Origin of the sequence: Stenotrophomonas sp. WHRI 8082 (assembly GCF_040223995.2) — a bacterium.
Classification (GTDB): domain Bacteria; phylum Pseudomonadota; class Gammaproteobacteria; order Xanthomonadales; family Xanthomonadaceae; genus Stenotrophomonas.
In genome coordinates, this window is the sequence record NZ_CP167826.1 from 1,586,319 (window position 1) to 1,609,038 (window position 22,720).

Sequence of the window (22,720 nt, forward strand, 5' to 3'; positions counted from 1 at the left end):
ATTTCAGTCAGGTTCGTGCAGGCATGATCGGGTCATCGGTCTGTCATGTTGTTGTGGTTGGCAGTCCGGTCGAGATGGACACGCGTCGGTACGACGTCCATCACCACCTCCGTCACTGCCGAATATGCCCATGCTCTGGATTTTGTTGCTTACGCTGTTCGTGCTTGCCTGGCTGTTGCTGGTTTCCAGTAAATGGTTGTGGTGGAAGGCCGGCCTGCTTTCGGTACTGCTGATCGCCCTGAGCACCTGGTGGCTGGTGGACCAGCTGTCCGGCGACGGATTGAATGCGGCCACGTTGTACCACTTGGGCGCCGATATGGAAGGCGCCGGTGTCTCCGATTTCAAGCAGGTCATCGCGGGCTACATCGCCCTGCTGCTGGTGTCCCTGCTGCCGTTCGCCCTTGTACGCATCAAACGCTGGCAACGACCCGGCCGCGGCAAGACACTGTTCGCCAGCTTCGCGGGACTATGGTTGCTGGCCGTGTGTGTCAGCCCGCTGTTCGCCGACGGCCAGCGTCTTTACTACCAGCTGCGCCCGGTCGATTTCGCTGAGATCGCCCCGGAATACCAGGTGCCGACGCAGCCGCTGCAGCGCCCGCGCAACATCGTCTGGATCTACGGCGAAAGCTTGGAACGCACCTATCTCGACGAGAGCGTATTCCCCGGCCTGATGCCGAATCTCAACCGCTTGGCGGCGCGCTCGCTGGATGTGCGCGGTCTGGATTCGCCGGAGGGCAGCGGCTGGACCATCGCAGGACTGGTCGCATCGATGTGTGGCGTACCACTGACGACCGCACAGGGCGATGAGAACAGCATGGACCGCATGGGCAGCTTCCTGCCCAAGGCGGTCTGCCTGGGCGACTACCTCAAGCAGCAGGGTTACACCAACCACTACTTGGGTGGCGCCAACGGTCAGTTCGCCGGCAAGGGGCAGTTCCTCGCCAGCCATGGCTTTGACGAAGTGCACGACCTTGCCTGGTTCAAACAGCAGAAGAAGGTCGGTCGCATCCATTACTCCGCGTGGGGCGTGCACGATGACGTGCTGCTGGATACCGCCTATCGCCGCTTCGAGCAGCTGTCACGTGCCGGCGAACCCTTCATGCTCACCACGCTGACCATGGACACCCATCACCCGGCCGGCCACCTGCCGGTGTCGTGCAGGAACGAACGCTACGAGAGCCCGCACGGCAACATCGGCCTGCTCAACGCGCTGAAGTGCACGGATCGCCTGATCTCGCAACTGGTGGAGCGTATCCAGGCCAGCCCGCATGGCAAGGACACGTTGATCGTCGTGTCATCCGATCACCTGGCCATGCCGAACGACCTCAGCCACGTGCTGGCCAAGCAGGAGCGCGAGAACCTGCTGCTGTTCGTCGGCAAGGACATCGAGCCGCGCCAGCTGCAGGTGGACGATGCCACCACGCTGGATAGCGGGGCGACCCTGCTCAGCCTGCTGGATCCTGCCATCCAGCGCATCGGCTTCGGCCGCTCGTTGATCGATCCGCAGCGGCCGGCCAGCGCCAGTGTCGCCGCACGCAAGGACAACGGACGCGACTATCCCAAGTACCTCGCCTTTGCCCGCTCGTTGTGGCTGGGCGAGCCAACGCGCGAACTGCGCATCGACGACAGCAACCAGGTGATCGTCGGCGTGCAACATGTGCAGCCGCCGGTGCTGCTCGAGTACGACAAGGACTGGGCACTGAAGACGGTCTACCTGGAAAACACGTCGCGTCAGTTCGATGAAGCTGACAAGGACAGCACGCTGGCGTATGTAGACCGCTGCACCGCCTTTGAGGATGGCTCGGCCGACGGTGACTGGTGCGCGTTGCTGGTCAACCGCGAAAACGGGATCAAGCTGTATCGCGATGATGACCTGCGCGGTGGTGTGCAGGTGGATGCAGCGCTGGATGCCTTCGATGGTCCGCGTCCGAGCGTTCGCCAGGCCCACATGATCACCGACAAAGGCCGTCGTACCCGTGCTGGCCAGTACATGCTGGAACTGGTGGCCAGTACACAGCCGCAGCGGGGCTTCTGGATCGAAGCAGTGTCATCGCAGCGGCAGGTGGTGCTCGCCCAGCAGTGGGTTCAGCCCGATGCGAGCGGCCGCATCAACCTGAGCTTTGGGTTGGATCATGAAGTGGATGATCTTGAGATCCGCGCATGGTTGAACCATGCCGAGAAGCTTGCCGTGGATACCTTCGCGCTGGTGCCATCGCGGCGTCCACGCGGATAGTGGGTCGAACGGCTGAGCCCCTCGTGAGTGGGGGGGGCTGTATCTGGTGCTGGGCCGGGCGGTGGGGCTGGGCGGGGGACGGCAATAGCCGCATCCATGCGTGCCTCGTTTCGCGCCATCCATGGCGCTCAACGCCCCCGCCCAGCCCCACCACCCGGCCCTCTGACAGGTTTCGGTGCCCTCCACCCGCGCAGAAAAAATGAAGAAAGAGCGGTAGCGCCGAGCCGTGCTCGGCGGAAAGTCTCCGCCCACGGCCCGCTTCGCTCGCCGACCATGGGTCGGCGCTACCAACTTCGGCCGCAGCAGCGGCCACGGATCAATTAAGGCGGTAGCGCCGAGCCGTGCTCGGCGGAATGTTTCCGCCAACAACCCGCTGCGCTCGCCGACCATGGGTCGGCGCTACCAACTTCGGTCGCAGCAGCGGCCACGGATCAATTAAGGCGGTAGCGCCGAGCCGTGCTCGGCGGAATGTTTCCGCCAACGGCCCGCTGCGCTCGCCGACCATGGGTCGGCGCTACCAACTTCGGCCGCAGCAGCGGCCACGGATCAATTAAGGCGGTAGCGCCGAGCCGTGCTCGGCGGAATGTTTCCGCCAACGACCCGCTGCGCTCGCCGACCATGGGTCGGCGCTACCGATGTCCGCATGTCCGCATGTCCGACAACTTCCATGGCCGCCATGGACCTGTCGAAGGTGGGGCGGGGTGGGTTGGCGGGGGCGTTGAGCGCCATGGATGGCGCGAAACGAGGCCCGCATGGATGCGGCCCTTGCCGTCCCCCGCCAACCCACCCCGCCCCACCAGCACACAGCCCTGCAGCTATTGCCGTTGCTGTTGCCTTTGCTTGCTGCACTTGCAGCTGCAAGTGCTCAAACCCGAGCCGCAGACTCAACCTGCGGCGTCGGGGTCACGTATCAAGTGGATGTCCGTGGGCGCAGACAACGCGATATCCCGCGCGGCCAATTCCTGCAGCAGGGTGAAGAACAGGTCGCTGCGGGTGCCATATACCTGCCGCGGGCTGGGCACGTAGGCGAAGCTGTTGATCGCCACCTGGCCACCGCTGATCGAATCGATGAACACCGATGGCGCCGGGTCGCTCAACACGCTCGAATGCGCCTCGTAACTGTCCAGCAGCACCTGCTTCACCGCTGCCACGTCTGCATTCAACGGCAGGGTGAACTGGATCTGGATGCGGCCCTGCGCGCTGCCCATGGTCATGTTGCGCACCGTCTTGGTGATCAGCTCCGAGTTCGGCACGATCAGCGTCGACTTGTCGCCCACGGTGATCTCGGTGGAGCGCACGTTGATCCGGCGGATGTCGCCTTCCTGGTCACCGATCTTGATCCAGTCACCGATCTTCACCGGCCGCTCGGCCAGCAATATCAAACCAGACACGAAGTTCTGCGTGATCGCCTGCAGGCCGAAACCAATACCCACCGACAACGCACTGACCACCAGCGCCAGCTGCCCGAAGCCGATACCCAGTGCACCCAGCGCCCACAGCACCGCCAGGATGATGCCCAGATAGCGCGCCACGGTACTGATCGAGTTCTGCGCACCCGAGTCCAGCTCGGTCTTCGGCAGGTAGGTATCGACCAGCCAGCGCTGCAGGGCCTGCATCAGCGCTAGGCCAGCCAGCAGCACCACCACGGCCAGCAGGATCTTGCCGGGCTGCAGCCTGATGTTCGGGCCGATCGGGATGCCGTTCGACAGTGCCTCTACACTGCCCAGAACCGATCCGACATTGCCGAACGGTGCGGTGAAGATCAGCAGCGCCATCAGCACCAGCGCGATGCGGCTGAACGCAGACAACAGCACGCCCGCCTGTTCCACCTGCGCCGCGCTCAAGCCGGTGGTCAGCACCACGGTACGGCCAACCCGGCTGTCGGGATGCAACATCCACGTGCACAGGTCATCGGCGAATTTCAGCAGCAGACTGGTCGTCAGCGCGACGATGCCGCCCCAGACCAGCTGCGAGGTCACGAACTTGGCGAAATTGAGATAGCCCAGCAGCGAGGCAATGATCGCCGCCACCACCACCACGTTGCCGGCAACGCGGGTCAGTACGATCCAGCCACTGCGCTGGGCCGGACCGCGTGCACGCGAATCGGCAGCCTGCGCTTCGGCACGCTCGGCGGCCTCGGCGGTCTGCCGCCGATGCAGACGGGACAAGGTCACCAGCATGGCCATGATCAGGCACAGGTAGATCAGTGCGATCACCCCGTCCAGGGCGATGGTGTTGATCTCACTGGTGCGCGCCGCCCGATCCACGGCCGCCAGCATGATGCTTACCCAGCTCACCACTGCCGCGCTCCACGCATACTTGCGCAGGTTGCCGGCGGCCCGGTCGTCCAGCTCCAGCAGCCGCCACGACGGGCGCTTCGGGGCCAGCAGACACGAGCTCAGCGCCACGATGAAGGCGGAGAAACACGTCGCCCCCAGGAAATAGTTGGACAGGGTTTGCAGACGCGGCGGGATGGCCCCCACCGCATCCATCGCCGACACCAGCGCCCACGCAGCAAGCCCCGGCAGCAGCGTGCCGACCACCAGCAGCCACACGGCCAGACCGGTGCGGCGCAGGCGGCCCTTGGGGGCATGCTCTGCGGCCGCGTACCGCCGTCCCAGCGCGCGCAGCCACAGTCGCACAGGGAAGAACAGCACCAGGGCAACGCCAAGGCCCAGCAGCGGCAGGCCCCAGCCCTTGCGCTTCACCGCATCGCGTACGGCGCCTGTCCCCAGCCGATAGAGGGCCAGCACCCGGGTGGTATCGGTCGGTGCCGTCGCCGCCACCTGTGCCCACAGGGCCGGTGACAGCGGCGAGGCCACCTTGCGGCCCAGCTCTTCGCTGAACTGGCTGGCGCGCAGTTTTTCTATGTCAGCGGTGAGCTGGTTGGCGTTGACCACGGCCAGCTCGGCGCGCTTGATCGTGCCGTCTACCGCGTTGCGTTGCTTGGTCAGACTCGTCCGCTGCACGGCCACTTCGCGGGCCTCGGTGCTGCCCTCGGCCACCTCGCCCAGCGGCACCAACTGTTCGGTCAGCTGCGCCAACTGCGGCTGCAGCGCCTTGGCCGCCGCATTCGCATCATCCTTGGCCGACTGCGCGCGCTCGCTCAGCGTCGCCAGCGTGTCGGGGGTCTCGGCGTCCTCCAGCGATGCCCGGGCGGCCTTGAGCGTGGCCTCCGCCCGGGTCACCTGCGCTTCGGGGGTCAGCTCGGCCGGCTCCTGCGCCAACAAGGGGGCACTGAGCAGGAACAGGAACATCAGCAGGCCGGCAATGGCACCGCGCTTGGCTATCAGGCTGGAAAGAGACAAAACAAGGCACCGTCATGCACGGACCACCGCGCGTGCGCGGACTATACGACGACCCACGTGGTGAACGGATCAGTACTTCAGGCGCAGCTCTTCCACCTGTGGCTGCTGGGCCAGGTACCAGTCCTGGAAATCCTCTTCCGGGATCTCTTCCGGGGCATACACCGCAATGGGGTCCCACGCGTGGTCGGTCGGCAGCGGCTGGCGCGGACCGGCACGCAGCGTATAGGTCACGCCGTCGTGCTCCACCACGTCCTCGGCCTGCGCCCAGCGGGCGCGTTCGAAACTGGATTCGGTTTTCAGCAGGATCACCTGGTACATCAGCATCACTCCTTGGTACGTGCCATCAGCATGGGCCCGCACAGCGGCCCGTTAAAGCCATCCCCTGTTACGCAGCGTTGCGGCTACGCCACGAGAAGGCGGTTTCACCTGTCCATGTCGGCACGGGCGGCAAGGTGGCCTACCCCTTCAGGGACAAGACCCATGACCGCCCATAACGACCTCAAGACCGTCCCCGATCTCAAGCTGCCGCGCTACCTCGGCACCTGGTACGAAATCGCGCGCCTGCCAATGCGCCACGAGCCGGAGGCCTGCACCGATGTGTCGGCCCATTACAGCCTGCAGGACGACGGCAACATCCGCGTGCACAACCGCTGCCGCATGGAGGGCGAGATCGAGGAGGCCATCGGCGAAGCAAGCGTGGTCGACAATGACAGCGCCCGGCTTGCCGTCAGCTTCCTGCCCAAGGGCCTGCGCTGGCTGCCCTTCACCAAGGGCGACTACTGGGTCATCCAGATCGCGCCCGACTACAGCGTGTCGCTGGTCGGCAGCCCGGATCGTGACTACCTGTGGTTGCTCTCGCGTACCCCGCACCTGGACAAGACCATCCGCGATCATTATCTGGCCACTGCGCGCCAGCAGGGCTTCGATCTGTCCAAACTGATTGATACCCCGCACACCGGCAACCCGACGGCCTGATCCCATGGACCTGAAGAGTGGCTACCCGTACTGGTCCATCCGCAATGGGCTGATCCAGGCGTTTCCTCCGCTGGAGGCCGACCTGCACTGCGACGTGCTGATCGTGGGGGGAGGCATCACCGGCGCCCTGATTGCCGATGAACTGTCCGCCCACGGGCACGAGGTGGTGCTGATCGAACAGCGCGACATCGGCTGGGGCAGCACGGCAGCCAGCACGGCGCTGCTGCAGTATGAGATCGATACCCACTTGGTGGACCTCGCCAAGCAGTACGGCGAGGACGATGCCGCACTGGCCTACCAGGCCTGTGCGGACGCGCTGACACAGCTGCGCGAGGTGACATCCGGCCTGCGCGGGGTGGACTTCAAACAGATGGACAGCGTGTACCTGGCCAGCAAGTCGCGCCATGTGGCGGTGCTGCAGGACGAAGGTGCCGCACGCCGACGACACGGGCTGGATGCGCGCTGGCTGGACAGCGACGCGCTGCGCGAGCGCATGGGCATGGACGGCGCCGGCGCGCTGCTGACCCGTCAGGCCGCCCGTGTCGATCCTTACTGCCTGACCTACCGCTTGCTGGAGCGGGTAAAACGGCGCGGTGGCCACGTGCATGACCGCACCGTGCTGCATGCCCTGCAGCCCACCACACGCGGCGTCACCGCCCGCACCGAATCCGGGGTGGAGATCCGCGCGAAGCACGTGGTACTGGCGCAGGGTTACGCCAACCAACAGTGGCTGGACAAGCGCGTCGCGCGCAATCGCAGCAGCTACGCGTTGATCACCGACCCCCTGCACGAAGACGAACTGGGCGCATTGGCCAGCACGATGGTGTGGGAGAGCGCACGCCCCTACCTCTACCTGCGCAGCACGGGCGACAAGCGACTGCTGCTGGGCGGCCTGGACGACACGGTGGATGTGCCCGCGCGCCGCGACCGGCGGGTGGACAGCAAGTCGAAGAAGCTGTTGAAAGGGTTGAAGCAGTGGTTCCCTGCGCTGGATCCCACTCCGGCGTTTGCGTGGGCCGGGACGTTCGCCGAAACCGCGGACGGTCTGCCCTTCTTCGGCGTGCACGCGCAATGGGGCCCGAGGGTGCAGTTCGCGATGGCCTACGGTGGCAACGGCATCACCTATTCGACGATCGGCGCCGGGCTGCTGCGTGCCAACATCGAACGCCGACGCCACCCGCTGCAAGCGTTGTTCTCGTTTGAGCGGCTGGAACGCTGACCGCCCGTACGACACCCTGACGGTAGCGCCGAGCCACGCTCGGCGAGCAACGCGGCGCCTTCCCATCAGCCGCTGGCCGTCCGGCCCCGCTCGGGCCACCACCGCACGCTACCGCTGACCGCCCGTACGACACCCTGACGGTAGCGCCGAGCCACGCTCGGCGAGCAACGCGGCGCCTTCCCATCAGCCGCCGGCCGTCCGGCCCCGCCCGGGCCACCACCGCACGGCTACCGCAACCGCGCAACGACAGGCATCATTCAAGCTGCAGCTGCTAGCGTCGCCATGAGGGCCGCGTGCCCTGCCCCGTCCGCTGCTGGAGCGTTCCGTCATGATCCGCCCCCTGATCCTGCTCTGCCTGGCCTGCGCACCGTCCCTGGTGATGGCGCAGAGTGCAGCCGGTGCCACCGGCCCGCAGTCCGCGACCGGTCTCAATCTGGCCGTACCCAGCGAGCCGCTGCGCTATCTCAACGATCCCAGCTTCCAGCAGGACGCACCGGGCACCTATTACGGCGACAAGAGCGGCCCGCTGCCGCGTGGCGAGGACGGACGCGTGGCCGAGGTCACCGATGACAAGCTGCGCGTATCAGGCAGTGTCAGCACCGGCATCGGCTATTCCGAGGGCTACGGCAACAGCCACTACAACGCCGCCTCGTTGAACCTCAGCAAGAACTACACCACCGACGAGGGCAAGACCCGCGGCGTGAACGTCAACATCCATGTCAGCGAAGGCAAGGGGCCCGGGTTCTACGGCCCTTGGGGTGGCGGTTACGGCGGCGACTTCGGTCCCGGCCCGGGGTACTGGGACCGCCCGCCACCGTTCGGCTGGTAAGCCCCGCCACGCTGGGCGGGATCTGGGCACGTCGCGGGATCCTGACCCGTTCGCCGCTGCGCTCGCCGAGCATGGCTCGGCGCTCCCAGTCCGGGATCCGCCTTCGGCGTGAATCAATCCAACCAGCCATCACGCTCGCTGGCCAGCAGCCGGCCGTCATGCCCGCTCAGGCGCACGTCCACTTTCTGGTTGCGGTCATTCCGCGCTTCCAGCTTCCACGTCGCGCCGTCCCGCTCGACCGAATGGATCTCACGCAGGCCCTGGTCCTTCGCCTTCGCCAGCAGCTGATCGATGCTCAGCTGTGCACGGCCATCGAACTCGTCAAAGATCTCGCCGGTCTTCGGGTCGACATAGACCTCGCGGAAACGACCATCGTCGCGGGTCACGTCCGCTTCCCACAGGCCATCGTCCTTCTCGATTTCATGGATGCGGCTGTAGCCGGCATCGCGCAGTTTCTGTTCCACCTGGGCCAGGCCCAGCGGGGCGGCATGGGCGGCGGCAGCGGTGCCCAGCAGGGCGGCGACGGTAGCAGTGGCGATCAGGGACAGCTTCTTCATGGGGTTCTCCTGGGAGGTAGACCAATGCAGGTCCGGCCAACACAGTCTGCGTACCCCACCTAACAGCTGCTTAGCCCACGCTGTTAGCCAACGGTTAGTCGGCCGCGCTATTACTACGCCCATGTATCCGTACAAAGCCGCCCTTATCGTTGCCCTGGCCCTGCTGCCCATCGTGCCGGCAGTCGCTGGCGACGACCATGCCCAGCAGACCGCGCGTCGCGCCGTCGAGCAGGGCCGCTATGTGCCGCTGGAAAACGTGGTGCGCGATGCCGTCCGCCGCCATCCCGGCAAACTGCTGGAAGTGGAGTTGGACGACGGCGTGTACGAGGTCGAGATCCTGCGCGCGGACGGCGTGGTCGTCGAGCTGGATTATGATGCCCGCAGCGGCAAGCTGCTTAAAACCGAACTGGATGACTGATGCGGATCCTGCTGGCCGAGGATGACACCGAACTGGCGCAGCGCCTGCAGCCCCTGCTGGAGCAGGCTGGTTATGTAGTGGATGCCTTCACCGATGGTCGTCTTGCTGAAGAGCACGGCCAAGTGGAGGACATCCAGGCCGCCATCGTCGACCTGGGCCTGCCGGGGCTTGATGGACTGAGCATCATCGAGCGCTGGCGCGCCAACGGGCGGGGCTTCCCCGTGCTGGTGCTGACAGCGCGCGGACGCTGGCACGACAAGCTGGCCGGCTTCGATGCCGGTGCCGACGACTACCTGACCAAACCGTTCCAGCCGGATGAACTGGTGCTGCGCCTGCGCGCCCTCATCCGTCGCAGCACCGGCCATGCCAGTCCGCGCCTGCAGTGTGGGCCCCTGCAGCTGGACGTCAACGCAGGGCGTTTCAGCCTCGATGGCCACGAGCTGGCACTCAGCCCGCAGGAGTTCCGGCTGCTCGGCTATTTCATCCACCACGCGGACAGCGTGATCGGCCGCGAGCGGCTGGGTGAGCATGTGTTCGACAGCGGATTCGATCCGGACTCCAATGCATTGGACGTGCTGTTGGGCAGGGTGCGACGCAAACTCGGCGTCGATCTGATCCAGACCGTGCGCGGCCAGGGCTGGCGCTTGACCGCGCCGGCATGAAGGTCGCGGGCATGAAGCGTGCGTCGCTGCGCAACCGTCTGTTGCTGGCCGGTGGCCTCGGTCTGCTGCTGGTGACAGCGCTTGCCAGCGCCCTGCTGGGACACCTGTTCGAGCGCGCCGCGCGTGACAGCTTGGATGCTGCGCTGGAACAGGACCTGCTGACCGTTCTCGCGCAGGCCGAAGTGGATGCCGAAGGGCGCGTGGTGTTGCGGCAAGAGCCCAATGAAGCACGCTTCCAGCGCGTGTTCTCCGGCGCTTATTGGCAACTGAGCAGCGCCGATGGCGCGCCGCTGCTGCAGTCACGGTCGCTGTGGGACCAGAGCCTCACCGCGCCGGTAGCCCCCGGCGAGGGCACCGCCAGTGACATCGAAGGCCCGCTGCAGCAGCCGCTGCGCGTGTTGGCGCGCGAGGTCAGGCTTCCGCGTGCACACGCCCCGCTGCAGCTGCTGGTCGCGCTGGATCGCAGCGACCTGCAGGCGCAGGTGGCGCAGTTCCGGCAGCGCAGTGCGTTGGCGCTGGCGGTGCTGGTCGCCGCCTGGCTTGCCGTATTGGCCAGCCAGATCCATTTCGGCCTGCGCCCATTGCGTCGGCTCGGGCAGCAGGTGGAACGCGTGCGGCGCGGCGACGCGCAGCGCGTGGATACCGCCGGACTGAGTGCGGAGATCGCGCCGCTGGGCGATGAGCTCAATGCGCTGCTCGACCATCACCAGCGCATGGTGGCGCGTGCCCGCACCAGCGCCCAGGATCTGGCGCACGCACTGAAGACACCGCTGACCGTGCTGGCGGCCGAGGCGGACCACGATGCAGCCCAGGCCACGTGGCGGCAGACCGTGCGCGAGCAGGGTGCCCGCATGCAGGGCAGCATCGACCGGTATCTCGCGGCGGGGCTGGCGGTCGATCACCGGCAGCGCGCGGACGTGGCCCCGGTGGTGTCCGCGCTGTGTCGGCTGATGGCGCGCGTGCATGCCGGGCGCGGCGTGGCGTTCGCCAGCGAGGACATCGATCCTGCGCTGCAGTTCGCCGGTGATGCGGCGGACCTGGAGGAGATGCTGGGCAACCTGATGGACAACGCAGGCAAATGGGCCACCCAGCAGGTGCAGGTGCTTGCCCACGCAGAAGGCGGCCGGCTGCGTATCGACGTGGTGGACGACGGCCCGGGCCTGCAGCCGACCCAACTGCAGGCAGTGCTGCAGCGTGGCGTCCGATTGGACCAGCGCGAAAACAGCAGCGGCCTGGGGCTGGCCATCGTGGCCGACATCGCCGCCAGCCACGGCGGCGAGCTGGCGCTCGACAACGCCCACCCCGGCCTGCGGGCCACCCTGTGGTTGCCGGCAGGCTGACCCGCCGGTAGTGACGGCCGCTGGCCGTCAACCAGATGACGGCCAGCGGCCGTCACTACCGGGTCCCCCGCTTACACCAACGGTTCGTCGGACAGGTAGGTGTACCCGGTCAAGCCCGTTTCCAGCGCATCAGCCAGTTCCTGCGCGCGCTCGGCGCTCAGGTCCGCTGCCGCCACGCGCTCGGCATAGGTCGCACGCAGTTCGTCCAGGCTGTATCCCACGTAATCCAGCATCACATCGGTGGTGTCACCGCGACGCTGCTGGGTGATCGCATAGCCGCCCTGCGTCGCACGCACTTCCACCGCATCGGTATCACCGAACAGATTGTGGATGTCGCCGAGGATCTCCTGGTAGGCACCCACCATGAAGAACCCGATACGGTAGCTCTCGCCAGAGCGAAGCGCATGCAGCGGCAACGAGCTGTCCAGCGTCTCATTGCCGACGTACGTTTCCACCATGCCATCCGAATCACACGTCATGTCGGCAATGATGCCGCGACGGTCCGGCTGCTCGTCCAGGCGCTCGATCGGTACGATCGGGAACACCTGGTCGATGGCCCACACATCCGGGATCGACTCGAACACGCTGAAGTTGACGAAGTACTTGTCCACCAGCCGTTCATTGAGCTCATCCAGCACCGGACGGTGGCTCTTCTCGTCGAAGCTCAGGCGCGCACGCACGGCATGGGCGATGGCATAGAACAAGTCATCGATACGCGCGCGCTGCGGCAGGTCGATCTGGCCCAGCGCATAGCTGGACAGGCCTTCGGCGTGGAAATGCTGCGCTTCCTGGAACAGTTCTATCGCCGGACGCTCGCCCAGCTCGGAATGGATCTCGCGCAGGTGGCGGATCGATGCCGGCTCGTCATCGTGCTGGTCCGGCACGCGGCCTTCCATCGCCTGCTCCACCTCGGACACGTTGGCGATCAGCACCGCATGGTGCGCGGTCATCGCCCGGCCACATTCGGTGACGATGCGCGGCGGGGTCAGGCCGTGTTCCTTGCAGGCATCGGCCAGCGGCTGCACGATGCTGCCGGCATACGAGTTCAGGCCGTAGTTGATCGAGCAGAAACTGCGCGAACGCGTGCCTTCGTAATCCACGCCCAGGCCACCGCCCACGTCCACGTGGGTGATCTTCGCGCCCAGCTGCGACATTTCCACGAAGTAACGCGTCGCTTCGCGCATGCCGTTGGCGATGTCGCGCACGTTGGAGATCTGCGAGCCCATGTGGAAATGCAGCAGGCTCAGGCAGTCGGCATATTCGGTATCGCGCAGCGACTTCCACAGATCCAGCAGCTGGCGCGGGGACAGGCCGAACTTGGCTTTGTCACCGCCGCTGTTCTGCCACTTGCCCGCACCCAGCGAGGCCAGACGCATGCGCACGCCCAGGCCCGGCATCACGTCCAGCGCCTTGGATTCCTCCAGCACCAGCTTCAGCTCGGACGGCTTCTCGATGACGATGTAGGTCTGCAGGCCGAGCTTGCGCCCGATCAGTGCCAGGCGGATGTACTCGCGATCCTTGTAGCCGTTGCAGACGATCAGCCCGCCCGGGCGCGACAGCGCCAGCACGGCCATCAGTTCCGGCTTGCTGCCCGCTTCCAGGCCGAAGCCCTCGCCGTGGTGGCTGGCCAAGGTCCCGGCCACGCCGCGGTGCTGGTTGACCTTGATCGGGTACACGGCCGTGTAACCGCCCGGGTACTCCCAGTCAGCCTGTGCCTGCTTGAAGGCGGCCTGCAGCTTGCCCAGGCGCTGGCCCAGGATGTCCGGGAAGCGCACCAGCAAGGGCAGCTTGGCCCCGTTGGCGCGCGCCGCATCTACCACATCTGGCAGCGAAACCACCGGACCATCGGCCCCGGTCGGCCTCACCACCATGTGCCCGGCCTGATCCACATCGAAGTAACCGTCCGCCCAATGCGGGATCGAGTAGGTCTTGCGGGCTTGGTCGAGGGACCAATCGGTCATTGAAGTCGGCCTGGTTGGTAAAAAAGGGGGTGCATGATAACCCCTGATCGACGAAGGGTTCGTTATCATGCGCGCCCGCGCCCGTGGTCGCTGCCCTGGACCTGAACGGGTCGGTCGCCACGCGGCCTGCCGCCGCCCGCCCGGCTTCCCATCCTCACAACAGGATTGCTTCTCCATGACTGACAACAACAACTGGTACATCGAGCACTTCGAGCGCACCGGCTCGGCGATCGGCTACCGCATCACCGGCAAGCTGGACGAAGTGCAGTCGCCCTTCCAGAAGATCGAGATCTTCCAGACCACCGACTGGGGCAACCTGATGACCATCGATGGGGCCATCATGCTGACCAGCAAGGACAATTTCTTCTACCACGAGATGATCAGCCACCCGGTGCTGTTCACCCACGCCGCGCCCAAGCGCGTGGTGATCATCGGTGGCGGTGACTGCGGCACCCTGCGCGAAGTGCTCAAGCACAAGGGCGTGCAGAGCGTCACCCAGTGCGACATCGATGAGCAGGTCACGGTGATGGCGCGCAAGCACTTCCCGGAACTATGCGATTCCAACGATGACCCGCGCGCCGAGCTGATGTTCGACGACGGCGTAGCCTACATGGCCAACTGCCCGGCCGGCAGCGTGGACGTGGTGATCGTCGATTCCACCGATCCGGTCGGTCCGGGCGAAGGCCTGTTCAACAAGGCGTTCTACGAGAGCTGCTTCAAGGCCCTGAAGGACGACGGCATCCTCGTGCAGCAGTCCGAATCGCCGCTGATGCAGCTGGACCTGATCAACGAAATGCGCACGGAAATGGGCAAGGCCGGCTTCGGCTCGTTCAAGACCCTGCCGTTCCCGCAGCCGTGCTACCCCACCGGCTGGTGGAGCGTGACGCTGGCACGCAAGGGCGAAAGCGGATTCGACTTCCGCCAGTCCGACGCCGCCGCCAAGGGGTTCGACACCCTGTACTACACCGCCGCGCTGCACACCGGCGTGCTGGTGACTCCGCCGTTCGTGCAGGCCGCACTGAAAGGCTGATCGGCCCGACGGATGGAGTCGACTTCAGTCGGCTAGCTGGCTGGAATTACGGTAGAGCCGACTTCAGTCGGCTCTACCCAATCAACACGCCACCGGCACATCACCACGGCACCCAAAAAGCCCGCGCATCACAGCGCGGGTTTTTCATTCAGATCGCCCAGATCCCCGCGATCACCGCGACCACCAAGCCCCACTTGATCACGTGGTAGGCCAGCGGGCTGCGCGCGCGCAGCGCCTTGGCCTTCAGTCGCACCTTGTACACACCACCAAAGGCCTTGTTCACGCCACCGGTCGGATCACCCGGCAGGTTCGGCGACGCGCCGCCCGCGAGCAGGGTCGAGGCCACCGCGCGGTTGAACAGCATCGGCAGCCCGAAGCGCAGCGGGCGGGCGATATCGCAGAACAGGATCACCCGGTCCTGGTCAGTTTCATTGTGCGCGTGATGGATGTAGGTCTCGTCGAACATCATCCACTCGCCGTCACGCCAGCTCTTCTTCACCCCGTCCACTTCGATATAGCAGCGGTCATCGTTCGGCGTGCTCAGGCCCAAGTGCAGGCGCAGCGAACCGGCGAAGGGGTCGCGGTGCGGACGCAGCTCGCTGCCCGGCGGCAGCTGCGCGAACATGGCCGCGCGCACATCGGGAATCGATTCGATCAGCGCCACCGTCTGCGGGCAGAACTGCTTGGCCGACGGGTGCGACGGGCCGTACCAGCGCAGGTAGAACCGCTTCCAGCCACGGCGGAAGAACGAGTTGAACCCCGCATCGTTGAAGCTGCTCGATGCCGCGATCTTCTGTGCATCGCGCAGCGCCAGCGCCTCATCGCGGATCACCTGCCAGTTCTGGCGCAGCGGCTCCAGCTGCGGGAACTCCTTGCCGGGATCCAGGAACGGCGTGGTGGGCACCTTGGAAAACAGGTACATCACCACGTTGATCGGGGCCATGAAGCTGGAATGGTCCAGCAGCTGACGCGACCAGCGGGCGCGGACCTTTCCGCGGTAATGGATGTACAGCACGCAGGCGACGAACAGCACGGCCAGCACGATCTTGATCATTGGGTTTCCTCCGGCGGTGACCGGACGCAGGTTGCAGGGGCGGTGCCGGCGCGGACCGGGGCCGTTGGCGCAGGATCGGGGGACGTGCCGATGAAGGGGCGGCCCGTCCTGCGCGCAGGTAACAGGTAATGGTCGGCAGGTGCGGGGCCCGGGTCAAGCGCTGCTTGATCGCCAGATGCTGCCGGATATCGCGCAGGCGCCCTTAATCAGGAGATGTGATGCCGGACGATTCCCGGGGATGTTGGCGGTAGATACATGGAAACGCAAAAAATAATGAGTGAGACTCAATTGTCCGAAGAGCAGGCACACACTGTTCCGGTGGCAAAGCCGTCAACGCATGGATTAGCGAACTCACCAGTATTAAAATTAACGAAAGTTTAGCTAGTCCCCCCTTTACCGGTTCGCTTGACGCTCTGCGCCACCCACCGGGCTGTCAGAGAACGTCATGAACGCCCCCACGTTTACCCCCTCCCCTGACTGCGGCGACGATTCCGCGTTGCCGCCGTTGCTGCTCAAGCGCGGCGAACGGTTCCTGGAACCGGATGTCTACCGCACCTGCTTCGACGGACAGCCCGCCGTGGTCAAGGACTACACCCGGTATCGCGGTACGCCGGTATCGCTGCTCGCCCGCGTGCTGGTCCGGCACGAAGCGCACATGCTGCAACGGCTGAGTGGCTGGAAGCACGCGCCCGCTCTGCTGGGCACCATCGGCGGACTCGCTCTGGGCATGGAGTACATCCCCGGCCAGACCCTGAGTACCGCACAGGCGGTCGGCGGGGAGGTCTTCGAGCAGTTGCAGCATGCGCTGGACCGGCTGCACGCCGCAGGCATCACCCATAACGACCTGCACGGCACCAACGTGGTGGTGAGCGCCGGCGTACCGGTGCTGCTGGATTTCACCTCGGCCTGGCGCACCCCGCGCTGGCTGCGCCGCAACCCGATCACCCGGCAGCTCAGCCGCAGCGACCTGAAGAACCTGGTGAAGATGCGCCAGCGCCTGACCGGCCAACGGCCGAGTGCGGCCTTGGCCGCGCGCGTTGCGGATCCCGGCTGGGTGGCGGTCGTTCGCCACGGGTGGAAGCGGTTCTACGCGTGGGCGAAGCGGCGCTGAGGGCGGTAGAGCGCTGCTGCGCTCGCCGAGCGTGGCTCGGCGCTACCTGGTAGAGCCAGAGGTAGCAACTGTGTTGTCAGGCGGAGGCCATCATGGCCTCCGCGTCGCGTTTGCGGGCATTCAGGATGACCAGCATTTTGCGCATGACGGCAACCAGGGCAACTTTCCCCGGCTTGCCTTTTGCTTTCAGGGATTTAAAGAAGTCACGCAATTGCGGCTCATACCGGCAGGCTGACAAGGCGGCCATGTAGAGCGCTTGCCGTACGACCGCGCGGCCGCCCGTGATGCGTCGACGCCCCTGCCAGGAGCCGCTCTCGCGGTTCATGGGGGCTACGCCGACCAAGGCGGATATTGCCTTGCCACTCAGCTTTCCCAGCTCCGGCAGTTCACAAGCAAGCGTGGTCATCACAACCGTGCTCACGCCTTTCATCTCCACCAAGCTGTTCCAACTGGGCTGATTCCTGAGCTGTTCGGCGATTGCCTTGTCCAGCACGCGGATCTGCTCGTCCAAGTACTCCAGTTGGCTGTGCATCATCACCTGGAGAGCTGGCTCGCTGAATGCACGCATGCGCTGCTTTTCACTGCTACGCATCTGCACCAGATGACGCCGGCGCAGTGAAAATTCAGCTAGTTTTCGCTGCCATGGCGCTTCTGGTGTATATCGAGTGTGCTTCAACAGGTGTGCCATCTGCGCCAGCACCATCGCATCGATCCGGTCCGTTTTAGCCAGCTGCCCAGTGGCTTTGGCGAAGCTGCGCGCCCTGCCTGGATTGATCCGCACCATTGGCAGGCCGGCCTCATGAAGCGCATCCAGGGCTGCCTGCTCGTAACCTCCGCTCGCTTCAAGCACGACCTGCTTGGCCGGCCACTTCTGCAGCCAGCGAACCAATGCTTCAAAGCCGCGCTTGCTGTTGCTGAAGTGGCGGAACTGCTGCTCGTGCACGGCAACGTCCAGACGGTCCTTACTTACGTCGATCCCGATCCCAAACATGGCAATCTCCGGTACGCTGACAGGGTCGAGAGCTCCCCCCGCTTGCCCAGTCTTATCATTACGAGCGCCAACTCGATCAACTGTTCGGGCGGATCAGGGAGAAGACCGGCGCGGGGATCCTTGCTACCAAGCGATCGCGAAGACCTAGAGCCGAACGGTCGCCCGCGCCGGGCTCTCGGCACCTAAAGTGCCAGATCTCGAAGAGATAAGAGCCGACTTCAGTCGGCTGGGTTCACCACACAGCAGCCGACTGAAGTCGGCTCTACCCCGGCCGTTCCCCCCCCGTCGCCGCGCGTAGTTCCGAAGTCGTTCCCCCGCCGTCCCCCGCGCCGGTCCGGCTTCGTGGCGCGTTACAGGGCGTCGCCGTCCAGCTCGCCGGTGCGGATGCGCACCACGCTGCCCAACTCATAGACGAACACTTTGCCGTCGCCGATCTTGCCGGTGCCGGCGGCCTTGACGATGGATTCCACCACCGCCTCGACCTGGTCATCGGTGACCGCCACTTCCAGCTTCACCTTCGGCAGGAAATCGACCACGTACTCGGCGCCGCGGTACAACTCGGTATGGCCTTTCTGCCGGCCGAAGCCTTTCACCTCGGTGACCGTGATGCCGGTGACACCGCGCTCGGCCAGTGCTTCACGCACATCATCAAGCTTGAACGGCTTGATCACTGCCATGACCATCTTCATCGTATTTACTCCGTTGCTCCGGTCGCGAGGATAGCGCCTGCCAGCGTCCGGCGCGATGCAGCAGTATCCTTGTCAGCCACGGACAGGCCAGGAGCCCCCATGATCGACCTCAACCATCTTGATGACCTCGCCCGCCGCCTGAGCGATCTGGTGCCGCCGGGCCTGCGTCAATCGCGCGAAGAACTGCAGTCCACGTTCAAGACCGCCCTGCAGGCCGGCCTGGGCAAGCTGGACCTGGTGACCCGCGAAGAATTCGACGTGCAGCGCGCGGTACTGCTGCGCACACGGGAAAAGCTGGAAGCGCTGGAACGCGCCGTCGCGGAAATGGAGAAGCCGGGTACCCCGCCATCGGCGTGATACCCGGCTGATGACGGGCCAGACTCCTTCCGCCAAGCGAAAGGAGCTGACCCCGCAGTCAGCGCATCGCCACCGCGGCGCGCTGCTGCTCTTCCTGCCCCTGCTGTACCTGGGCGCTCAACTTCTCGCCCTGCAGGGCCGCACTGGTCTGCTCGGCCGGAGGTGCCGGCTGGCTCATGTCCACCATCGCGCGGAAGCCCGGCGTGGTCCCCATGACGAACGCCTTGCCGTCCTGCACCGCCACCGACTGCAGCTTCTCAGGACTGTCGATGCCCGCTTCCTTGGCCGTGCGCGTAACGTGCGCGGCCATGTCGTTGGACACCGCGGACGGCAACTGCGCGCGGATGGCCGCATGCAATGGCGTGTCCCGGTGGCCCGGTTCGCCGAGCTGCGGGCCACGTGCAGGCGCTGCGTGCGAATGGCTGTCCGCCGCGGGCTTCGGCTCGGCAAGCCGACCCAGCGTCTGCGGCCCAGCCACGCCGTCGGCCTTCAGGCCTTGGGCACGCTGATACGCGGTCAGCGCTTCGCGGGTGTTGTCACCGAAACGTCCGTCTTCGGCCAGCGGCTTGCCTTGGGCATCGCGTACGCCGGCCTGGTTGAGCTCTTTCTGCAGGCGCGTGACATCCTCACCGCGTGCGCCATGACGCAGCACCGACGAGGCCTCTTCGCCCCGCGCCTGGCCTGCCGGCGCATCCTGCACCCGTCGCTGGTCCCAGAACGCTTCCGGGCTCTGCAGCTTGCCGCTGGGATCGCGCAGCTGGTAATGCACGTGCTGCGCATACTGGTCAGCGCCATTCGGGCCGCGCCCGCCCATCGTGCCGATCGGCTGGCCGGCCTCGATCTGCTGGCCGTCCTTCACCTGCACGCCCTGCATGTGCAGGATCTCGTGCGAATTGCCCTGCGCGTCCTGGATCTTCACCGTGCCGTAGGTGCCGCCGGCGAAGGTGACCTTGCCGGAGATCGGCGCGTTGATGGTCGGATGCTGCAGGTTGCGCCCGGCTTGGCCACCGACGTAGTTGAAGTCGGTGCCGCCGTGGTCCTTGTGCCCGCGCTCTTCACCGTAGTGGCCGGTGATGTGCGGCTTGACGCCATTCTGCGGCGGCAGCATCACCTGCATGGTGTGCTGGAACGAGCTGGCCGACTGCTGGCTGGCCGGCTGCGCCTGATGCAGCGCGGCCACACCGGCCCCTGCCGCAGCACCCACCGCCGCCGCAGCACCCACGGTCGACTGTGCCGGGCCCTGCGATGGGGTCTGCGCGGGTGCCTGGGTCTGTCCCTGCGACTGCGACAAGCGCTCGTTGACGAACCGGGTGTACTCATCCAGATGCGGCAGCACCTTGCGCTCTGCCAAGCCCAGACCGCCGTAATCGCGGGTCGGGCCATCGTGGTGGTACTTGTAGATGTACTCCTCGCCCTGGCCGCGACGCTGGGCCAGTTCGCGGTTGTCGATGAAGTGCTTCACCAACGCGTCGGACTGCGCTTCCACATCGAAGCGGTTGCGATTGCCCAGGCCGTAGGCACTGCCGGTGCCGTCGATGAACTGGCCCAGGCCAGAGGCCGACGTGGTGCCTGCCGCAGCATCCGGATTGAAGCCGGATTCCACGCGGGCAATGGCCAGCACGTGCGCGGTTTCGCGCGGCGACAGCCCGGCGTCCCGCGACGATTCAATCAGCGTATCGATGACACGCGATTGCACTTCCGGGGTGGCATCACCCCAGCGCCGCGACTCGCCGTGCAGGCGGCCATCGGTCTGGTCGATCGGCTCACGATAGTGGCTGTAGGGTTTGATCTGATCACTGCGGTAACCAGCCCCGCGGGGCTGGACCATGTCTTGGTAGATGTCAGGCATAGCGGTGCGATCCATTCTATGAAAAAGGGAATTTCCTTAAGGGGTGTTGCTCCATGTTGCGAGGATCCCGTTGCCGGGATCCCTGAACGCGTCAAGGCTTGAAGTACGTCACCTCCGGATGATTCACGCCGAGCTTGCTCAACCACTGCTCGTATTCGTCGTTGTTGGGTTCCTGCGCATCGCCCTCGCCACGCAACGGCGGGGTGCTGTGGGTCAGCTGCTTGCCCTGCGCGTCATACAGATAGAACCACTCGCAGAACTGGCAACCGAAGGGCAGCTCGCCGTACTGGACGACGAAGTACGGTGCGCCGTCCTTGTCCTGCACGCAGGCCAGGCCCACGGCGGTGTAGTCGGCCATTTCGGCCGGCTTGTCGAGGCTGCGCGTCTGGCCGTCTTTCTCAAGGTCCAGCCGGGTCTGCGGCGAGGCGTCGTTGCCGGCAGCAGGCAGACCCGCCACGGTCAGGCGGGTTCCCTGGCATTCGATGTGCATTCCTGTCTCGTCCTGATGGGGGATGGTGGGCGTGGCCGCAGAAGCGGCCGACGCAGGTGCAGTGGGCGGTGCGGGCGTTGCCGCAGCAGCCATCGGCGCAGCGGTGGCCGGTGCCGCGGCGGGGGCGGTTGCGTCCGGCGCATTGCATGCGGTGAGCAGCATCAGCGCCAAGGCAGGTGCGACCATTTTTGTCGTCATGTACTGCTCCGTGAAAAGGCGCAGGCCGGTCAGCGGGCTGCGCCGGGCTCAGTTCAAAGGGCGTGGGTCAGATCGACTCGTCCACCACCTTCTGCAGCTGCCAGCACGGCTTCTGCGCGAAGGTATAGGTCTGCTGATCGCTGGTGTCCGGCTTGTTGATGCGCACCTGCACGCTGCCATCGGCCTGCGGGGTCACCTGCATTTCCCGGCCCTGACGCGGCAACGTGGCCGTGTCGGGCATCACCGGCCATTCCACCTCGGCCAGCGGCACCTGCTTGGTGACCGGGCGCGGCTCGGGCTGCGCCTCGGCATCCACCGATTCAACCGTCAGCGGATCCGCTACCGACTTCTCCTGCAGGGCGATGTCATTGCTGAAGTAGGTCAGGAAGGCGTTGAAATCGGCATGCGGACACTGCGCCGCCGTGGTGTCAGCCGCGGTAGCGGTAATCGGCGCAGCAGCAGGCGTCGCCGCCGCCGGATCGGCCGCAGCGGTCGTTTCGGCCGAAGGCGTGGGCTTGCAGGCGGACAGGGCCAGGCCCAAGGACAACGCCAGCAGGGTAAGGGAGCGGGACTTGAACAACGGATCCTCCTGATCGGTCGTGCGTCGCCGCAAGTGGCGCGCATGTGGGCGGAGAATAACGTGCCGCGTGTTAAGGGCTGTAGACAGGGGCTAAGCGTCTGATTCGATTGGGTTTACAAATCACTCCAGGGCAATTCTCTCCGGATATAGCAAAGCTATGGGGACCGGCTAACGACGCGCAGCGCGGCCTGGCCGGCGTGACCGCCCAGAACATTGGAGAGGTTGCTTGGGTCGCGGCAGCAGTGCGTACGAGCACTGCTTGGCAGCTCCGCACCCAGAGACCGTCCATCCTGGGCGCTGCGCACAAAAAAGCACGCCGCCCAAGCGGCAGGATGCCTGCTTGGTTACGGCGTGCTGGTCAAACAAACGTCGTGTTGGCCGGCCTGATCCGGTAGGCGTTGCGAGCGCGCTACGAAGGCCGCACGCGGAACCGAAGATCCATGGCGCGCAGTACCTTCACCACGGTCTGCAGCGACGGCGCCCGCTGCCCTGACAGCTCCCGGCGCAGCGCATCGGCCGACAGCCCACCGCAGGCGCGGGCGATGTCGTTGATCCCATGCACGTCGGCGAGCAGGCCCAGCGTGCGGACGAACAGCATGGCCTCGCTATCGCCTTCGCGCATGCAGTTGGTCAGCAGCGCGGCACTCTCTTCGGGGCTGCGCCGCGGCGCATCAGGCAATGCCGCGCTGGGCTTGCTGGTGGGCGGGGTGCGTTCTTGGTGTTCGACGGATTTCTGCAGCATCGGTGGCCTCACATCGGGTTGTGGCCACCTGCCTGATTGCAAGGTGGCGGACGATGCGGGTTGCAGTACCGGTGAGCAAGCGCGAAAAGCCGGCGGATTGAGAAACATCCCCACACATCGCCCGCCA

Annotated in this window: 21 protein-coding genes; 10 read left to right on the forward strand and 11 right to left on the reverse strand. The window is 65.6% G+C overall.

The window, feature by feature from the left end:
• Positions 1-130 precede the first annotated feature (130 nt).
• Complete coding sequence (locus tag ABRP17_RS07000) at positions 131-2,233, forward strand: phosphoglycerol transferase I (protein ID WP_349985792.1); 2,103 nt, start codon at positions 131-133, stop codon at positions 2,231-2,233.
• Positions 2,234-3,117: 884 nt separating this feature from the next.
• Here the strand turns inward: ABRP17_RS07000 and ABRP17_RS07005 are convergent.
• Both ABRP17_RS07005 and ABRP17_RS07010 read right to left on the reverse strand, forming a co-directional pair.
• A complete protein-coding gene (locus ABRP17_RS07005) occupies positions 3,118-5,490 on the reverse strand; it encodes a DUF3772 domain-containing protein (RefSeq protein ID WP_349986770.1) in 2,373 nt (790 codons plus the stop codon).
• 120 nt (positions 5,491-5,610) lie between these two features.
• A complete protein-coding gene (locus tag ABRP17_RS07010; RefSeq protein WP_349986768.1) occupies positions 5,611-5,859 on the reverse strand; it encodes a hypothetical protein in 249 nt (82 codons plus the stop codon).
• A 162-nt stretch (positions 5,860-6,021) separates the two neighbouring features.
• Here ABRP17_RS07010 and ABRP17_RS07015 point away from each other — a divergent pair, with 162 nt between their 5' ends.
• The 3 genes from ABRP17_RS07015 (at position 6,022) to ABRP17_RS07025 (ending at position 8,564) form a co-directional block, all read left to right on the forward strand.
• On the forward strand, positions 6,022-6,516 hold the full coding sequence (locus ABRP17_RS07015) for a lipocalin family protein (RefSeq protein WP_188325296.1): 495 nt from the start codon (positions 6,022-6,024) through the stop codon (positions 6,514-6,516).
• A 4-nt stretch (positions 6,517-6,520) separates the two neighbouring features.
• Positions 6,521-7,735 (forward strand): FAD-dependent oxidoreductase, encoded by a 1,215-nt coding sequence (locus tag ABRP17_RS07020; RefSeq protein WP_349986767.1) that lies wholly within the window; start codon positions 6,521-6,523, stop codon positions 7,733-7,735.
• Positions 7,736-8,063: 328 nt separating this feature from the next.
• Positions 8,064-8,564, forward strand: a complete 501-nt coding sequence (locus tag ABRP17_RS07025) for a hypothetical protein (RefSeq protein WP_188325298.1) — start codon at positions 8,064-8,066, stop codon at positions 8,562-8,564.
• Positions 8,565-8,677: 113 nt separating this feature from the next.
• On the opposite strand, the gene ABRP17_RS07030 is transcribed toward ABRP17_RS07025, so the two are convergent.
• Positions 8,678-9,121: a PepSY domain-containing protein gene (locus ABRP17_RS07030; protein WP_188325299.1), complete on the reverse strand. Its 444-nt coding sequence runs from the start codon at positions 9,119-9,121 to the stop codon at positions 8,678-8,680.
• A 121-nt stretch (positions 9,122-9,242) separates the two neighbouring features.
• On the opposite strand from ABRP17_RS07030, the gene ABRP17_RS07035 reads away from it, so the two are divergent.
• Genes ABRP17_RS07035 through ABRP17_RS07045 form a run of 3 tightly spaced genes read left to right on the forward strand, consistent with a single transcriptional unit; the run spans position 9,243 to position 11,541 of the window.
• The gene (locus ABRP17_RS07035; RefSeq protein WP_188325300.1) at positions 9,243-9,539 is read left to right on the forward strand and encodes a PepSY domain-containing protein; all 297 of its coding nucleotides are present in this window, start codon (positions 9,243-9,245) and stop codon (positions 9,537-9,539) included.
• Positions 9,539-10,201 carry a response regulator transcription factor gene (locus tag ABRP17_RS07040; RefSeq protein WP_188325301.1) on the forward strand — a complete coding sequence of 221 codons (663 nt, stop codon included), beginning with the start codon at positions 9,539-9,541 and terminating at the stop codon, positions 10,199-10,201. Before ABRP17_RS07035 ends, ABRP17_RS07040 begins: the two co-directional genes overlap by 1 nt.
• Positions 10,202-10,212: 11 nt before the next feature.
• Positions 10,213-11,541: a sensor histidine kinase gene (locus ABRP17_RS07045; protein ID WP_349986765.1), complete on the forward strand. Its 1,329-nt coding sequence runs from the start codon at positions 10,213-10,215 to the stop codon at positions 11,539-11,541.
• 71 nt (positions 11,542-11,612) lie between these two features.
• Here ABRP17_RS07045 and speA read toward each other — a convergent pair whose 3' ends face one another.
• Positions 11,613-13,502: an arginine decarboxylase gene (speA, locus tag ABRP17_RS07050; protein WP_188325303.1), complete on the reverse strand. Its 1,890-nt coding sequence runs from the start codon at positions 13,500-13,502 to the stop codon at positions 11,613-11,615.
• 175 nt (positions 13,503-13,677) lie between these two features.
• Here speA and speE point away from each other — a divergent pair, with 175 nt between their 5' ends.
• Positions 13,678-14,532: a polyamine aminopropyltransferase gene (gene speE / locus ABRP17_RS07055; protein ID WP_188325304.1), complete on the forward strand. Its 855-nt coding sequence runs from the start codon at positions 13,678-13,680 to the stop codon at positions 14,530-14,532.
• Positions 14,533-14,680: 148 nt separating this feature from the next.
• On the opposite strand, the gene ABRP17_RS07060 is transcribed toward speE, so the two are convergent.
• Positions 14,681-15,586 (reverse strand): aspartyl/asparaginyl beta-hydroxylase domain-containing protein, encoded by a 906-nt coding sequence (locus ABRP17_RS07060; RefSeq protein ID WP_188325310.1) that lies wholly within the window; start codon positions 15,584-15,586, stop codon positions 14,681-14,683.
• Positions 15,587-16,031: 445 nt separating this feature from the next.
• Here ABRP17_RS07060 and ABRP17_RS07065 point away from each other — a divergent pair, with 445 nt between their 5' ends.
• Positions 16,032-16,697, forward strand: coding sequence for a kinase (locus ABRP17_RS07065; RefSeq protein ID WP_349986762.1), 666 nt, complete (start codon positions 16,032-16,034; stop codon positions 16,695-16,697).
• A 76-nt stretch (positions 16,698-16,773) separates the two neighbouring features.
• Here ABRP17_RS07065 and ABRP17_RS07070 read toward each other — a convergent pair whose 3' ends face one another.
• Positions 16,774-17,688: a transposase gene (locus ABRP17_RS07070; protein ID WP_349986822.1), complete on the reverse strand. Its 915-nt coding sequence runs from the start codon at positions 17,686-17,688 to the stop codon at positions 16,774-16,776.
• Positions 17,689-18,038: 350 nt separating this feature from the next.
• On the reverse strand, positions 18,039-18,377 hold the full coding sequence (locus tag ABRP17_RS07075; protein ID WP_192082244.1) for a P-II family nitrogen regulator: 339 nt from the start codon (positions 18,375-18,377) through the stop codon (positions 18,039-18,041).
• A gap of 99 nt (positions 18,378-18,476) precedes the next feature.
• On the opposite strand from ABRP17_RS07075, the gene ABRP17_RS07080 reads away from it, so the two are divergent.
• A complete protein-coding gene (locus tag ABRP17_RS07080; RefSeq protein ID WP_188325313.1) occupies positions 18,477-18,734 on the forward strand; it encodes an accessory factor UbiK family protein in 258 nt (85 codons plus the stop codon).
• 58 nt (positions 18,735-18,792) lie between these two features.
• On the opposite strand, the gene ABRP17_RS07085 is transcribed toward ABRP17_RS07080, so the two are convergent.
• The 4 genes from ABRP17_RS07085 to ABRP17_RS07100 form a co-directional block, all read right to left on the reverse strand.
• On the reverse strand, positions 18,793-20,583 hold the full coding sequence (locus tag ABRP17_RS07085; protein WP_349985996.1) for a peptidoglycan-binding protein: 1,791 nt from the start codon (positions 20,581-20,583) through the stop codon (positions 18,793-18,795).
• 91 nt (positions 20,584-20,674) lie between these two features.
• Entirely contained in the window at positions 20,675-21,271 is a 597-nt protein-coding gene (locus ABRP17_RS07090; protein WP_349985998.1) for a hypothetical protein, read from the reverse strand.
• Between the two features lie 67 nt (positions 21,272-21,338).
• Positions 21,339-21,851 (reverse strand): hypothetical protein, encoded by a 513-nt coding sequence (locus tag ABRP17_RS07095; protein ID WP_349986000.1) that lies wholly within the window; start codon positions 21,849-21,851, stop codon positions 21,339-21,341.
• A 409-nt stretch (positions 21,852-22,260) separates the two neighbouring features.
• Positions 22,261-22,593, reverse strand: a complete 333-nt coding sequence (locus ABRP17_RS07100) for a hypothetical protein (RefSeq protein WP_349986001.1) — start codon at positions 22,591-22,593, stop codon at positions 22,261-22,263.
• Positions 22,594-22,720 lie beyond the last annotated feature (127 nt).

Excerpts from the sequence above, each read along its gene's own strand:
- ABRP17_RS07000 (WP_349985792.1), top strand. The coding sequence starts at position 131 with ATGCTCTGGATTTTGTTGCTTACGCTGTTCGTGCTTGCCTGGCTGTTG.
- ABRP17_RS07005 (WP_349986770.1), bottom strand. The coding sequence starts at position 5,490 with ATGTTCCTGTTCCTGCTCAGTGCCCCCTTGTTGGCGCAGGAGCCGGCC.
- ABRP17_RS07010 (WP_349986768.1), bottom strand. The coding sequence starts at position 5,859 with ATGTACCAGGTGATCCTGCTGAAAACCGAATCCAGTTTCGAACGCGCC.
- ABRP17_RS07015 (WP_188325296.1), top strand. The coding sequence starts at position 6,022 with ATGACCGCCCATAACGACCTCAAGACCGTCCCCGATCTCAAGCTGCCG.
- ABRP17_RS07020 (WP_349986767.1), top strand. The coding sequence starts at position 6,521 with ATGGACCTGAAGAGTGGCTACCCGTACTGGTCCATCCGCAATGGGCTG.
- ABRP17_RS07025 (WP_188325298.1), top strand. The coding sequence starts at position 8,064 with ATGATCCGCCCCCTGATCCTGCTCTGCCTGGCCTGCGCACCGTCCCTG.
- ABRP17_RS07030 (WP_188325299.1), bottom strand. The coding sequence starts at position 9,121 with ATGAAGAAGCTGTCCCTGATCGCCACTGCTACCGTCGCCGCCCTGCTG.
- ABRP17_RS07035 (WP_188325300.1), top strand. The coding sequence starts at position 9,243 with ATGTATCCGTACAAAGCCGCCCTTATCGTTGCCCTGGCCCTGCTGCCC.
- ABRP17_RS07040 (WP_188325301.1), top strand. The coding sequence starts at position 9,539 with ATGCGGATCCTGCTGGCCGAGGATGACACCGAACTGGCGCAGCGCCTG.
- ABRP17_RS07045 (WP_349986765.1), top strand. The coding sequence starts at position 10,213 with ATGAAGCGTGCGTCGCTGCGCAACCGTCTGTTGCTGGCCGGTGGCCTC.
- speA (WP_188325303.1), bottom strand. The coding sequence starts at position 13,502 with ATGACCGATTGGTCCCTCGACCAAGCCCGCAAGACCTACTCGATCCCG.
- speE (WP_188325304.1), top strand. The coding sequence starts at position 13,678 with ATGACTGACAACAACAACTGGTACATCGAGCACTTCGAGCGCACCGGC.
- ABRP17_RS07060 (WP_188325310.1), bottom strand. The coding sequence starts at position 15,586 with ATGATCAAGATCGTGCTGGCCGTGCTGTTCGTCGCCTGCGTGCTGTAC.
- ABRP17_RS07065 (WP_349986762.1), top strand. The coding sequence starts at position 16,032 with ATGAACGCCCCCACGTTTACCCCCTCCCCTGACTGCGGCGACGATTCC.
- ABRP17_RS07070 (WP_349986822.1), bottom strand. The coding sequence starts at position 17,688 with ATGTTTGGGATCGGGATCGACGTAAGTAAGGACCGTCTGGACGTTGCC.
- ABRP17_RS07075 (WP_192082244.1), bottom strand. The coding sequence starts at position 18,377 with ATGAAGATGGTCATGGCAGTGATCAAGCCGTTCAAGCTTGATGATGTG.
- ABRP17_RS07080 (WP_188325313.1), top strand. The coding sequence starts at position 18,477 with ATGATCGACCTCAACCATCTTGATGACCTCGCCCGCCGCCTGAGCGAT.
- ABRP17_RS07085 (WP_349985996.1), bottom strand. The coding sequence starts at position 20,583 with ATGCCTGACATCTACCAAGACATGGTCCAGCCCCGCGGGGCTGGTTAC.
- ABRP17_RS07090 (WP_349985998.1), bottom strand. The coding sequence starts at position 21,271 with ATGACGACAAAAATGGTCGCACCTGCCTTGGCGCTGATGCTGCTCACC.
- ABRP17_RS07100 (WP_349986001.1), bottom strand. The coding sequence starts at position 22,593 with ATGCTGCAGAAATCCGTCGAACACCAAGAACGCACCCCGCCCACCAGC.